Raw genomic sequence first — 12796 nt, forward strand, 5'->3', positions numbered from 1 at the left:
GATCAAACTCTCCAAAAGATGTTTGAAACCCAGCAATACTTCGCCAAATTAGACGAGGTGTTGCATGAAAATCATGCACTGGCTTTTAACACACTGTTGAGTTCTCAAGAAACGGACGCGTACTCCCAAACTACAGGAGGCGCACATTTCGTCACAGCAAGTTTAGCAGACCGGGACAATCCTTGTCAAATCGCCCGTTCTGTCGGTCGACCTGCTTTAGAGCAACCCTCGTAACTTACTCCATCTTCCGCCCCGTGTCCAATCAGCAGGACACAGCCCGGAGGAGGTTTAGATCAAGAGGGAGTGCAGAGCGGACCCCGCCCTGCACTGAAAACTCTAGCAGCCTCAGCGGGGTCCAAGGTCCAACTCCGGTAACGAATAGGTCTTCCCCGCGTGCAGCTTCCTCAAACCCCGAGTGCCGACAGCTGTGCCTCGAGCCGGGCGATGTCCGCCTCGGCCTGCTCGGCGCGTGCCCGCACCTTGGTCACGACGTCCTGCGGCGCCTTGGCCATGAACTGCTCATTGCCCAGCTTGGCCGCCGCCTGGGCGGCTTCCTTCCGCACCGCGGCGAGGTCCTTCTCCAGGCGCTTGCGCTCGGCGACCACGTCGATGGCACCGGCGGTGTCGATCTCCACGTTCACGCCCGCCACGGTGAGGCCGGCGGTCGCGGTGAACGCGTCGCCAGGCTCCGTCAGGCGCAGCAGCGCGCGGATGGCGCCCTCCTGCGCGGCGACAGCCGTACCGGAGAGCCCGAGACGAGCGGCGACCTTCTGGCCGGGCTTGAGGCCCTGGTCGGAGCGGAAGCGGCGGACCTCGGTCACCACCTCCTGCAGGGTGGCGATCTCGGCCTCGGCGGCGGGATCCACCCGGGAGGCGTCGGCCACCGGCCAGGGGGCGATGACGACGGACTCGTCGCCGGTGACCGCGCGCCACAGCTCCTCGGTGACGAACGGGACCAGCGGATGCAGCAGGCGCAGCAGCGCGTCGAAGACGTGGCCGAGCACGAGCCGGGTGCCGTCGCGCCCCTCGGAGAGCTGGATCTTGGCCAGCTCCAGGTACCAGTCGCAGACCTCGTCCCACGCGAAGTGGTAGAGCAGGTCGGAGACCTTGGCGAACTCGAAGTCCTCGAAGGCCGCGTCGGCCGCGGAGATGACGTTCTGCAGGCGTGACAGGATCCAGCGGTCGGCGGCCGTCAGGTCCGTCGGCAGCTCCCCGACCGCGGCGCCGTTCATGAGCGCGAAGCGGGTGGCGTTCCAGATCTTGTTCACGAAGTTGCGCGAGCCGGCCGCCCACTCCTCGCTGACGGCCACGTCGGCGCCGGGGTTGGCGCCGCGCAGCAGCGTGAAGCGGGTCGCGTCGGCGCCGAAGCGCTCGATCCAGTCAAGCGGGTCGACCACGTTGCCGAAGGACTTCGACATCTTCTTGCCGTACTGGTCGCGGACCATGCCGTGCAGCGCAACGACGCGGAAGGGCGGCTGGCCGTCCATCGCGTAGAGCCCGAACATCATCATCCTGACGACCCAGAAGAACAGGATGTCGTATCCCGTGACCAGCACGGACGTCGGGTAGAAGCGCGCCAGGTCCGGCGTGGCGGAAGGCCAGCCCAGCGTGGAGATCGGCCAGAGCCCGGAGGAGAACCAGGTGTCCAGGACGTCGGGGTCCTGCACGTACCCGGCGGGCGGCTTCTCGTCGGGACCCACGCAGACGACCTCGCCGGACGGCCCGTACCAGACCGGGATGCGGTGACCCCACCACAGCTGCCGGGAGATGCACCAGTCGTGCATGTCGTCGACCCAGTCGAAGTAGCGCTTGGCCAGCTCCGGCGGGTGGATGACGGTCCGCCCGTCGCGGACCGCGTCGCCGGCGGCCTTGGCCAGCGGTGCGACCTGGACGAACCACTGCAGCGACAGCCGCGGCTCGACGACGGTCTTGCAGCGCGAGCAGTGGCCGACCGAGTGCAGGTAGGGGCGCTTCTCGGCGACGATGCGACCGTCGGCGCGCAGCGCCGCGACGACCGCGGGGCGCGCCTCGAAGCGGTCGAGCCCCTGGAAGGGACCGTGCGCGGTGATGATGCCGCGTTCGTCCATGACGGTGATCGAGGGCAGCGAGTGGCGGCGCCCGATCTCGAAGTCGTTGGGGTCGTGGGCGGGCGTGACCTTGACCGCGCCGGTGCCGAACTCCGGATCGACGTGCTCGTCGCCGACCACGGGAATGGAGCGCCCCGTGAGCGGCAGCTCCACGTAGGTGCCGATGAGGTGGGCGTAGCGGGAGTCAGAGGGGTGCACCGCGACCGCGGTGTCGCCGAGCATGGTCTCGGCCCGCGTGGTCGCCACGACGATCTCGTCGGAGTAGCGGATCGAGACGAGCTCGCCCTCGTCCTCCTGGTGCTCGACCTCGATGTCGGACAGCGCCGTCTGGCAGCGGGGGCACCAGTTGATGATGCGCTCGGCCCGGTAGATGAGCCCGTCGTCGAAGAGCCGCTTGAAGATCGTCTGGACGGCCCTCGAGAGCCCCTCGTCCATGGTGAAGCGCTCGCGCGACCAGTCGACGCTGTCGCCGAGCTTCTTCATCTGGCCCAGGATCTTGCCGCCGGACTCGGCCTTCCACTCCCAGACCTTCTCGACGAAAGCCTCGCGGCCCAGGTCGTGCCGGGACAGCCCCTGGGATGCCAGCCGCCGCTCGACGACGTTCTGCGTGGCGATGCCGGCGTGGTCCATGCCGGGCAGCCAGAGCGTCTCCATGCCCCGCATCCGCGCGCGGCGCGTCAGCGCGTCCTGGATGGAGTGGTCGAGCGCGTGGCCGACGTGCAGCACGCCCGTCACGTTCGGGGGCGGCAGCACGATGCTGTACGGCTCGCGCGAGCTGCCCGAGTCGGCGCCGAAATACCCCTCCGCTACCCAGCGCTCATAGCTCCGGGTCTCGACGTCGGCGGGCGTGTACTGGGTAGGCAGCTCTGGCGTTGTCACAGCAAACAAGTCTAGGGCCCGCTCCAGGCGTTCATGGATCGTCAACCATCCGTCGATGCCGCGCCCCGATGCTCACATCCCATGAAGCTCAGATACGCGGCCTGCGGGATGCTCGCGGCCCTCGCCCTTACCGCCTGCGGCAGTGGAACCCCGACCGAGGAGAGCGCACCGCCGGCGCCGACGAAGACCGCCGCCGCGAAGAAGTCCGGCAAGGTGCACGTGGTCTACGGCGAGGTCACCAAGAACCAGGATCTGGTTCCCATCAAGGAGGAGTGGGAGCAGGACAAGGGCCTCGAGGCCGTGGCCGACCTGATCACCGGCATACTCACGCTCCCCACCGACATCACCGTGGAGGGCAAGGAGTGCGGGGAGGAGAACGCGTTCTGGCAGCCCGACACCAAGACCCTCACGCTCTGCTACGAGGTCCAGCCGTGGATGGAGGACACGTTCGCGCAGTCCATGGACGAGAAGCAAGCCAAGGAGAAGGCTTCCAACGCGGTGATGGGCATCGTGCTGCACGAGCTAGGCCACGCCACCGTCAGCCTGTACAACCTGCCGATCACCGGCAAGGAGGAGGACGCGGTCGACCAGCTGGCCACGGTCCTGCTCGCCAAGGACGGTGACGAGACGGCCGAGATGGCGCTCGACTTCGGCGAGTTCTGGCAGATCCTGGCAAGCCAGAGCGACCTTGAGGATCTGGACTTCGCCGACGAGCACTCCACCGACGACCAGCGCGCCTACAACGTCATGTGCTGGGTCCTGGGCTCCAACCCGGACAAGTTCACCGACGTCCTGGTCGGGAGCAAGGAGGACGGCCTGCTGCCCGAGTCGCGTGCCGAGCGCTGCCCCGACGAGTTCGCCCAGATCGAAAAGGCGTGGATGAAGCTGCTCGGGCCTCACTTCGCCGGCTGATCCATCCCCGGTACGGCAAAGCCGCCCCCTCACGTGGATGGGGCGGCTTGCCGTACGGGATGGGTCAGGCCGACTTCTCGCGCGGAGTGCGCTGCTGCTTGGCGGCCAGCTGGTCGCGCGGGACCAGGGTCGGGATCGCGTGCTCCAGCACCGACTCGCGGGTGATGACGACGCGGGCGACGTCCTGCCGGGAGGGCACCTCGTACATGACCGACAGGAGCACCTCCTCCAGGATCGCGCGCAGGCCGCGGGCGCCGGTGCCGCGCAGGCTCGCCGTGTCGGCGATGGCCTCGAGGGCGTCGTCGGTGAACTCCAGCTCCACGCCGTCGAGCTCGAACAGCTTGCGGTACTGCTTGACGAGCGCGTTGCGGGGCTCTGTGAGGATCTGGATGAGCGCCTCGCGGTCGAGGTTGTGCACCGAGGTGATGACCGGCAGACGGCCGACGAACTCGGGGATCATGCCGAACTTGAGCAGGTCTTCCGGCATGACCTCGCCGAAGATGTCGGCGGAGTCGATCTCCTCCTTGGAGCGGATGATGGCGTTGAAGCCGATGCCCTTCTTGCCGATCCGGGAGTCGATGATCTTCTCCAGGCCGGCGAACGCACCGCCACAGATGAACAGCACGTTGGTGGTGTCGATCTGGATGAACTCCTGGTGCGGGTGCTTGCGGCCGCCCTGCGGGGGCACGCTCGCGGTGGTGCCTTCCAGGATCTTCAGCAGCGCCTGCTGGACGCCTTCGCCGGAGACATCGCGGGTGATCGACGGGTTCTCGCTCTTGCGGGCGATCTTGTCGACCTCGTCGATGTAGATGATGCCGGTCTCGGCCTTCTTGACGTCGTAGTCGGCGGCCTGGATGAGCTTGAGCAGGATGTTCTCGACGTCCTCGCCGACGTAGCCGGCCTCGGTCAGCGCCGTGGCGTCCGCGATGGCGAAGGGGACGTTGAGCATCTTGGCCAGGGTCTGCGCCAGCAGCGTCTTGCCGGAGCCGGTGGGGCCGAGCAGCAGGATGTTCGACTTGGACAGCTCGATGCCCTCGTCTCTGCCCCGGTCACCGGACTGCACCCGCTTGTAGTGGTTGTAGACCGCCACCGAGAGGGCCTTCTTCGCCTTGTCCTGACCGATGACGTAGGCGTCGAGGAACTCGTAGATTTCCCTCGGCTTGGGCAGGTTGTCCCACTTGAGCTCGGAGGACTCGGAGAGCTCCTCCTCGATGATCTCGTTGCAGAGATCGATGCACTCATCGCAGATGTAGACGCCAGGACCGGCAATGAGCTTCTTGACTTGCTTCTGGCTCTTTCCACAGAAAGAGCACTTCAGCAGGTCTCCCCCGTCGCCGATGCGTGCCACCCCAGATACTCCTTTGCGTGGGACCGCCCTGCTCCCGCGATCCGTATTTCCGGACCCGGTCCGAACCGCTCAGGTTTCGACGTTACCGTCTTCTGGGCCCTAGGTGAGCCCCCTGGCGGCGAGTCGCACCGGAACGTGCCTTATTGGGCAGCGCTCCGGTGCGCTACACCTCGTCAGGAAGCGACGGCCTGAGCCGCCTTCTTCCTGGACGGGATGATGTCATCGATCAGACCATACGCCTTCGCTTCGTCCGCAGTGAGAATCTTGTCACGTTCGATGTCTTTACGAACATCTGCGGGAGCCCTGCCGGTGTGCTTGGCGATGATGTCTTCCATCAGCGCTCGCATCCGCAGGATTTCGCGGGCCTGGATCTCGATGTCGCTGCCCTGGCCGCCACCCTCGGTGGACGGCTGGTGGATCAGCATCCGGGCGTTCGGCAGCGCGAAACGCTTGCCCGGGGTGCCGCCGGCCAGCAGCACGGCCGCGGCGGAGGCGGCCTGGCCGAGGCAGACGGTCTGGATCTCCGGCCGGACGAACTGCATCGTGTCGTAGATCGCCGCCATGGCAGTGAACGAACCGCCGGGCGAGTTGATGTAGATGCTGATGTCGCGGTCGGGATCGAGCGACTCAAGCGTCAGCAGCTGCGACATCACGTCGTTGGCCGACGCGTCGTCGATCTGCACGCCGAGGAAGATGATCCGGTCCTCGAAGAGCTTGGTGTACGGATCCATGGTCTTGGACCCGTAGGACGTGCGCTCGGTGAATTGAGGGAGCACGTAGCGGCTTTCGATGTTCACTTCACTCCCCCCTAGGAGACTGCACCCTGCGAGGGCACCTGCCGCGCGCTGCGAACGACGTGGTCGATGAAGCCGTAGTCCTTGGCTTCCTCGGCCGTGAACCAGCGGTCGCGGTCGGAATCGGACTCGATCAGGTCGAGCGGCTGACCGGTGTGGAAGGCGATCCGCTCGGCCAGGGTCTTCTTGATATAGAGCATCTGCTCCGCCTGGATGGCGATGTCGGCCGCGGTGCCGCCGATGCCACCGGAAGGCTGGTGCATCATGACGCGTGCGTGCGGAAGCGCGTAACGCTTGCCCCTGGCACCTGCGGAGAGCAGGAACTGGCCCATGGAAGCGGCCATGCCCATGGCAACCGTGCACACGTCGTTCGGCACGTATTCCATCATGTCGTAAATCGCCATTCCGGCGCTCACCGAGCCGCCCGGCGAGTTGATGTACAGCCAGATGTCACGGTCGGGATCGTCGGCCGCGAGCAGCAGAAGCTCCGCGCAGATGCGGTTGGCGATCTCGTCGTTCACCTCCTGGCCGAGCACGATGATGCGCTCACGCAGCAGGCGCTGGTAAAGCTGGTCCTCAAGCCGGAAGGCAGAGCCGTTCTCACGGCCTCGTGACTCGGGCTGATAGAAGGTCGGCGGGCTGGTCACAGCGTCACCTTCCGATGCGTCGTAATCGATGGGCTTGCTTGTGACCTTAACGCGCGTCGCACACAGGTCATGCCCAGTCCACGGACTGTTCGCTGACGGCGCAGGTTGGCCGTTCGCGGAATAAGCGCCGGAACAAGGCAAGGCCCCGGAACCCGCGTGCCGCGGGCCCGGGGCCTTGTCAGAACGGTCACTCTTCGGTCGTGTCCTCGGCGTCTTCCTCGCCCTCGACGACCGGCGGCTCGCCGTTGAGCTCGGTGTAGATCGCCTTGAGGTCGACCTCGTTGCCGTCGGCGTCGACGACCTTGGCGGCGTCACCGACCACGGACTTGGCCTTGTCACGGACGATCTCGACCATGGCCATCGTGAGCTGGTCGTTGTCGGCCAGGTGCTGGGCCAGCTGGTTCGGCTGGACGCCCATCTCCATGGCGCGCCGTACGACGAAGTTGGTGAGCTCCTGCTCGGAGACGCCCAGCTCCTCGGCCTTGACGATCTTGTCAAGGACGAAGCCGACCTTGATGGCGCGCACGGAGTTGTCGTCGAACTCCTTGAAGCGCTCCTCCTCGGACGTCTGGTAGAGGCGGAAGTAGGCGTCGCGGCTGAGCCCGCTCTCGGCGATCTGGTGCTCGAGGTTGTGCTTGCGGGCGTCGACCTCGGCCTTGAGCGCGCTGTCGGGGATCGGGATGTCGATCTTCTCCAGCAGCGCCTCGAGGGCCTTCTCACGGGCCTGGACGACCTGGTCGATGAGCTTGTTGCGGCGGGCCTGCTCGCTGATGCTGGCCTTGAGCTCGTCCAGCGTGTCGAACTCGCTGGCGAGCTGGGCGAACTCGTCGTCGAGCTCGGGCAGGACCTTCTCCTTGACCGACTTGACGGTGATGATCACGTCGGCCTCGTCGCCGGCGTTGGCGCCGCCGACGAGCTCGGTCTTGAAGGTCTTCTCCTCGCCCGCGGACAGGCCCTCGAGGGCGGCGTCGAGGCCCTGCAGCACCGAGCCGGCGCCGACCTCGTAGGAGACCTCGTTGGCCTGCTGCTCCTCGATGTTCTCGCCGTCGATCTCGGCGCGCAGGTCCATGACGACGAAGTCGCCGTTGGCGGCGGCGCGCTCGACGCCGGTCAGCGTCGCGAAGCGCTGGCGCAGCGCGTCGAGCTGGGCGTCGACGTCGGCGTCGGTGACCTCGGCGGAGTCGACGGTGACCTCGGCGCCCTGGTAGTCGGGCACGTCGAAGTTGGGACGGATGTCGACCTCGGCGGTGAACTCGATCTGGTCACCGTCCTCGATCTTGGTGACCTCGATGTCGGGCTGGCTGACCGGGAAGACGTCGACCTCGTCGACGGCCTGGCCGTACAGCTTGGGCACCGCGTCGTTGAGGGTCTCCTCCAGCACCACCGCCCGGCCGAAGCGCTGCTCGATGATGCGGGCCGGAACCTTGCCAGGGCGGAACCCGGGGACACGCACCTGCTGCGCGACCTTCTTGTACGCCGCATCCAGGCTCGGGCGCAGCTCGTCGAACGGCACCTCGACAGTGAGCTTCACCCGGGTCGGGCTGAGCTCCTCGACAGCGGTCTTCACGGGGTGGTCTCCTTGATCAAGCTTCGAGTGATCGCGGGCGCGTCCATTCGGTACGGCTCACGCGCCGCGCCCACATGAGCGACGCCGGGCATGCTCCGCCACGGCGGGAGCCGAGCGCCACGGCCAGTCTAGGGCAGACCAGGCAGCTCTCAGAACTCTTCGGCTATGGCCCGCAGCAACTCGACCGTCTCGTCGGGAGTGGTGCTGACCGCGCACAACCGTTCCATTACTTCTGTGTACCTGTCGACGTCCTCACGCTTGTCCAGGTAGAGGGCGCTGGCCAGTTGCTCGACGTAGACGACGTCGGGCAGGTCCTGGTCGGGGAAGCGCAGGATGCTGAAGGCGCCGCCCTCGGCGCTGTGGCCGCCGAAGCTGAAGGGCATGACCTGAATCGTGATGTTGGGCTGGCGCATCTGCTCGATGAGGTGCTCGAGCTGCGCGCGCATCACCTCGGCGCCGCCGATGGGGCGGCGCAGCGCGGCCTCGTCGATGACGGCCCAGAAGATGGGCCCGTCGGCCTTGTCGAGGACGCGCTGGCGTTCGAGTCGAAGGTCGACGCGCCGGGAGATCTCCTCGCCGCCGAGCCCGGCGGAGCCGGCGGTCACGACGGCCCTGGCGTACTCCTTGGTCTGCAGCAGTCCGGGCACGAACTGGACCTCGTAGGTCCTGATGCGGGCCGCGGCCTCCTCGAGGCCGACGTAGGCCTGAAACCAGGTGGGCAGGACGTCGTTGAAGCGGTGCCACCAACCGGGCTCGTTGGCGGTCTTGACCAGATCGAGTACGGCGGCGCGGGCCTCGTCGTCGGTCACGCCGTACAGGGTCAGCAGGTCGGCGACGTCGCGTTCCTTGAATCCGACCCGGCCGAGCTCCATTCGGCTGATCTTGGATTCCGAACCCCTGATGAGGTGTCCCGCCTCCTCGCGCGTGACGCCGTTGCCCTCTCTGAGCCTGCGCAGCTGGGAGCCCAGGAGTATGCGCAGCGCCGTAGGCCCGGAACCCGGCTGGTTCTGCGTCACACTGCCTCCTATCAAGGTCCGCACACACAGTGACACCACATCGACGGCTATGACAAGGTCTCAACCTCGTGTCCGATTCGGATACCCACCCTAGTAATCGCCCATGCCGTTGCACATTGCACATGCACGTGCATTTGGGTCTTGCAGCGACGCCGGGGCGTGACCCATGATGGCCTAGTGCATATTGGGCTAAACATGCACTAAACCCATGGCAAGCGGGAGGTATCGGCGGGATGGTGGAGGACCCTCTGGCCACTGCCGATTGCCTGCAGATCACCCGCGAGATGGGTTTCGACAGACTCCTGTCGGCCGACCAGCCGTACACCACCTCGTGCCCGCTCCCTTTTCAGGCGGACTCCGTCAAGACCGCGCGCGATGTCACGCGCTCGACGCTGCTGCGCTGGGGTCTGTCGGAGCTGAGCGACGACGCCGCGCTGGTCGTCTCCGAGCTCGTCACCAACGCCGTCAGGTACGCCGTCTACGCCGGCGCGCGGCGCGACATCCAGCTGCTGCTGATGCGGATCACCCCGCACGTGCTGCTGGCGGTGGCCGACCCGAGCGACGACGTGCCCACGCCCAAGGAGCCCGACTTCGTCTCCGAGAACGGCCGCGGGCTGTACATCGTGGAGACCTACAGCCAGTGCTGGGGCTGGGACCCGCTGGCGCGCGGCGGCAAGGCCGTCTGGGCGCTCTTCCGCACCGAGTCCTGATTCATTACCCTTTCTTGGTAGAGAAGGGGAGTACCTCTCAACGCGCCTGATCGTCAGGACGGCTCTCGCAGCCCGGTCAGGTGGGCCGCTCCGGCGGCGAGGGAGACCTTCCAGCTTTCAACCGAGGCTGGAGGTTTTCGCGATGCGCATGCTGATTCCCATGAGCCTGCTGACGGCCGTCTACTGCGCCGTCCTGGCAGGACTCGTCCTCGTCGGCGTCCCCGTGCTGTACGTCGCGCTGGGCGCCGCGCTCGTGCTGCTGGTCCAGTGGGTGTGCACCGAGGCCTTGGCCCGGCGCGTCACCAGGGCCCGGTACGTCACGGCCGAGGAGGAGCCCGATCTGCACGCCGTATTGGACAGGCTGTGCGCGCTGGCGGACCTGGGCAAGCCGCGGCTGGCGATCAGCCCGTCCGCGGCGCCGAACGCCTACACGGTGGGCAGGTCGCGGCGCAGCGCCACCATCATCGTCACCGAAGGGCTGCGGCGGCGGCTCGAGCCGGACGAGCTGACGGCGGTGCTCGCCCACGAGATCGCGCACATCCGGCACAAGGACGTGGCCGTGATGACGCTGGCAAGCTCCTTCGCCATCGCTCTTGCGGCCTTCGCCAAGGGGACGGGGCGCGCGGTGGCCGAGGCTCCCGGCATGTTCCTGGAGGAGTTCCCCTACGGGCTGCTGATCGGGCTCACGGTGCTCGCCTCGGGGGCCGTGGCGGGGCTGACGAGCTTCGTGGCGCACCTGCCGCTGCGCTGGCTCAGCCGTTCGCGGGAGCTGGCGGCCGACCGCGCCGCCGCCGACCTGCTCGGACAGCCGTCGCTGCTCGCCTCGGCGCTGCTCAAGGTGCACGACGGCGCCGGGATCCCGGTCCGCGACCTGCGCCGGGGGCTGCCGGCGCTCGGGCTGGTGGCCGGCCGCACCTCGCGCGGCTCTCTGATGGCCACCCACCCTTCTGTGCACGTTCGCGTGGCGCGCTTGATCAACAAGCGGTAGGTTCTCTCGCCGTGACTCGGTTACTGGAGCGGCTCGGGCCTGCTTCCCTGCTCGTCGCGCTGGTCGCGGTGCTCGTCGGCAGGCGCTTCGAGCAGGCCTGGGTGATGGGCGCGCTGGGGATCGCCGCGGTCGCTCTCGCGGGCGCCGGTGTACGGCGGGCCGCCACGATCGCCACGGTCTACAACCGCAGCACCTCGGTGGCGGGGATGGCGCTCGGGCTGGTCGCGGTCGGGCTCGCCATCGTCAAGATGGCGGTCGTGCCGCTGGTCTTCTCGTGAGTCGGGGCGACAGGATTTGAACCTGCGACTTCGTGCTCCCAAAGCACGCGCGCTACCAAGCTGCGCCACGCCCCGCGGCGCCCGGTACGCACGCGCTCCGCAACTCCGGTACGCTTACGCCCTGACGACCGGATGAAGTCTAGACCAGACTTCGACCGGTTCGCGCGGACGTAGCTCAATGGTAGAGCCCTAGTCTTCCAAACTAGCTACGCGGGTTCGATTCCCGTCGTCCGCTCTCACACCGAAAGGCCAGGTCAACCCCTGTGGGAGACCTGGCCTTTCTGATCTTCAATTGCTCTCTTCGATCTTCCGTGCCCGTCGGGGGTAGTCTCGCCGGTGAGCTGAGCATCGCGAGGAGGGTGTCGCTGCAGTGCGAGCTGACCCGATCTCGTTGGACGTCCTGGTGGGCGAGGTGGTTGGACGGATCGACGGCGTCCGGGGGCGGGTGCGGGTCGCGGTGGACGGTACGCCGGCGGCGGAGCCCGGGCGGCTGGCCGATGCGCTGGTGGATCCGCTCCGGGTGCTCGGGCGGAGCGTGGTCAGGGTTTCTGCGGGGGATTTTCTGCGGCCGGCTTCGCTGAGGTTCGAGTTCGGGCGGGAGGATCCCGACATCTTCTATGACGACTGGCTCGACGTGAAAGCCCTTCGCAGGGAAGTGCTCGAGGGGCGCGACGGACGGGTGCTGCCGAAGCTGTGGGACGCGGCCGCCGACCGGGCCTACCGCGTGCCGTACGAGGAACCGCCGGCGAACGGCGTGATCGTCGTGGACGGGGCCTTGCTGCTGGGGCGGGGGTTGCCGTTCGAGGTGGTCGTGCATCTGTGGCTGTCCGGCGGGGCGCTGGCGCGGCGCACCCCGCCGGAGCAGAGCTGGACGCTCCCTGCCTACGAACGGTACGAGCGCGAAGCCCGCCCCAGGCAGCTCGCTGATTTCGTGGTGAAGGCCGATGATCCGCGGCATCTGGCCAGGGTGATCAGCTGAGCAGCGCCTCGATCTCCGCGATCGCCTGAGCGGTGTCACGGAAGTGCACGGCCCGCATCCCGACTCCCCGCGCCCCCTCGACGAACGCCTCCACGTCGTCGAGGAAGATCGCCTCCTCGGGACGCACGGCGAGCCGTTCGCAGGCCAGGTGGTAGATGCGCGGGTCGGGCTTGGCCACGCCCGCCTCGTGCGAGTAGACGATGTGGTCGACCAGGTCCTCGAAGCCGTAGGCGGCCTGCTCCCGCTCGCGGGCGCCCACGAAGCTGTTGCTCACGATCGCGGTCCGGTAGCGGGGGCGCAGCCCGCGCAGGTATTCGGCCAGCTCCACGTTGAGGGTCCCGAGGTACTCCACCCACACGTCCTCCATGTAGGCCTGCGCGTGGTCGCCGATGACGGCTTCGAGCGCCACCAGCACCTCCTCGAGCGACATCGCGCCGATCGTGCCCGCCTTCCACGAGGTGGCCATCCGGGTGTCGATCTCCCCCGCGTCGAGCCCGAGCCGGCGCTCCCACCGGCCCCCCACGTCCAGCCGGGGGGCGATCTCCAACACGCCGCCGATGTCGAAGATGATCGCTTGTGAAGTCATTCAAC

13 protein-coding genes and 2 tRNA genes are annotated in these 12796 nt (G+C 67.3%); 7 read left to right on the top strand and 8 right to left on the bottom strand.

Annotated elements, in window-relative coordinates; all coding sequences use genetic code 11:
* On the top strand, nucleotides 1-234 hold a 234-nt coding region (locus KIK09_RS44075; protein ID WP_214325504.1), incomplete at its 5' end, for a hypothetical protein.
* Between the two features lie 170 nt (nucleotides 235-404).
* Here the strand turns inward: KIK09_RS44075 and KIK09_RS44080 are convergent.
* Nucleotides 405-2975 carry a valine--tRNA ligase gene (locus tag KIK09_RS44080; RefSeq protein WP_214325505.1) on the bottom strand — a complete coding sequence of 857 codons (2571 nt, stop codon included), beginning with the start codon at nucleotides 2973-2975 and terminating at the stop codon, nucleotides 405-407.
* Nucleotides 2976-3047: 72 nt separating this feature from the next.
* Between KIK09_RS44080 and KIK09_RS44085 the strand changes: the two genes are divergently transcribed.
* Nucleotides 3048-3878: a DUF4344 domain-containing metallopeptidase gene (locus KIK09_RS44085; protein WP_214325506.1), complete on the top strand. Its 831-nt coding sequence runs from the start codon at nucleotides 3048-3050 to the stop codon at nucleotides 3876-3878.
* A gap of 64 nt (nucleotides 3879-3942) precedes the next feature.
* Here KIK09_RS44085 and clpX read toward each other — a convergent pair whose 3' ends face one another.
* The 5 genes from clpX to KIK09_RS44110 form a co-directional block, all read right to left on the bottom strand.
* The gene (gene clpX, locus KIK09_RS44090) at nucleotides 3943-5226 is read right to left on the bottom strand and encodes an ATP-dependent Clp protease ATP-binding subunit ClpX (protein WP_214325507.1); all 1284 of its coding nucleotides are present in this window, start codon (nucleotides 5224-5226) and stop codon (nucleotides 3943-3945) included.
* 173 nt (nucleotides 5227-5399) lie between these two features.
* On the bottom strand, nucleotides 5400-6023 hold the full coding sequence (locus KIK09_RS44095) for an ATP-dependent Clp protease proteolytic subunit (RefSeq protein ID WP_214325508.1): 624 nt from the start codon (nucleotides 6021-6023) through the stop codon (nucleotides 5400-5402).
* 11 nt (nucleotides 6024-6034) lie between these two features.
* Nucleotides 6035-6667 carry a ClpP family protease gene (locus KIK09_RS44100; RefSeq protein WP_214325509.1) on the bottom strand — a complete coding sequence of 211 codons (633 nt, stop codon included), beginning with the start codon at nucleotides 6665-6667 and terminating at the stop codon, nucleotides 6035-6037.
* A gap of 187 nt (nucleotides 6668-6854) precedes the next feature.
* Nucleotides 6855-8234: a trigger factor gene (tig, locus tag KIK09_RS44105; protein ID WP_214325510.1), complete on the bottom strand. Its 1380-nt coding sequence runs from the start codon at nucleotides 8232-8234 to the stop codon at nucleotides 6855-6857.
* Nucleotides 8235-8383: 149 nt separating this feature from the next.
* On the bottom strand, nucleotides 8384-9250 hold the full coding sequence (locus tag KIK09_RS44110; protein WP_214325511.1) for a Sco1979 family transcriptional regulator: 867 nt from the start codon (nucleotides 9248-9250) through the stop codon (nucleotides 8384-8386).
* Nucleotides 9251-9483: 233 nt separating this feature from the next.
* Here KIK09_RS44110 and KIK09_RS44115 point away from each other — a divergent pair, with 233 nt between their 5' ends.
* The 3 genes from KIK09_RS44115 to KIK09_RS44125 all read left to right on the top strand — a co-directional run bounded on the left by KIK09_RS44115 (nucleotide 9484) and on the right by KIK09_RS44125 (nucleotide 11226).
* Entirely contained in the window at nucleotides 9484-9960 is a 477-nt protein-coding gene (locus KIK09_RS44115; protein ID WP_214325512.1) for an ATP-binding protein, read from the top strand.
* A 160-nt stretch (nucleotides 9961-10120) separates the two neighbouring features.
* Entirely contained in the window at nucleotides 10121-10948 is an 828-nt protein-coding gene (locus tag KIK09_RS44120) for a M48 family metalloprotease (protein ID WP_214325513.1), read from the top strand.
* An 11-nt stretch (nucleotides 10949-10959) separates the two neighbouring features.
* A complete protein-coding gene (locus KIK09_RS44125; RefSeq protein WP_214325514.1) occupies nucleotides 10960-11226 on the top strand; it encodes a hypothetical protein in 267 nt (88 codons plus the stop codon).
* A gap of 1 nt (nucleotide 11227) precedes the next feature.
* Here the strand turns inward: KIK09_RS44125 and KIK09_RS44130 are convergent.
* Nucleotides 11228-11301 (bottom strand) — tRNA-Pro (locus KIK09_RS44130).
* An 89-nt stretch (nucleotides 11302-11390) separates the two neighbouring features.
* On the opposite strand from KIK09_RS44130, the gene KIK09_RS44135 reads away from it, so the two are divergent.
* Together KIK09_RS44135 and KIK09_RS44140 are read left to right on the top strand one after the other, a co-directional pair.
* Nucleotides 11391-11461, top strand: a tRNA-Gly gene (locus KIK09_RS44135).
* A 156-nt stretch (nucleotides 11462-11617) separates the two neighbouring features.
* Nucleotides 11618-12205, top strand: a complete 588-nt coding sequence (locus KIK09_RS44140; RefSeq protein WP_250574769.1) for a nucleoside/nucleotide kinase family protein — start codon at nucleotides 11618-11620, stop codon at nucleotides 12203-12205.
* Here KIK09_RS44140 and KIK09_RS44145 read toward each other — a convergent pair.
* The gene (locus KIK09_RS44145) at nucleotides 12198-12791 is read right to left on the bottom strand and encodes an HAD family hydrolase (protein ID WP_214325516.1); all 594 of its coding nucleotides are present in this window, start codon (nucleotides 12789-12791) and stop codon (nucleotides 12198-12200) included. The genes KIK09_RS44140 and KIK09_RS44145 overlap by 8 nt on opposite strands.
* Nucleotides 12792-12796 lie beyond the last annotated feature (5 nt).

Origin of the sequence: Nonomuraea sediminis, assembly GCF_018531495.1 — a bacterium.
GTDB classification, from domain to species: domain Bacteria; phylum Actinomycetota; class Actinomycetes; order Streptosporangiales; family Streptosporangiaceae; genus Nonomuraea; species Nonomuraea sediminis.

Coding starts and splice junctions, on each gene's coding strand:
- KIK09_RS44145 (WP_214325516.1), bottom strand. CDS start 12,791: ATGACTTCACAAGCGATCATCTTCGACATCGGCGGCGTGTTGGAGATC.
- KIK09_RS44115 (WP_214325512.1), top strand. CDS start 9,484: ATGGTGGAGGACCCTCTGGCCACTGCCGATTGCCTGCAGATCACCCGC.
- KIK09_RS44120 (WP_214325513.1), top strand. CDS start 10,121: ATGAGCCTGCTGACGGCCGTCTACTGCGCCGTCCTGGCAGGACTCGTC.
- KIK09_RS44085 (WP_214325506.1), top strand. CDS start 3,048: ATGAAGCTCAGATACGCGGCCTGCGGGATGCTCGCGGCCCTCGCCCTT.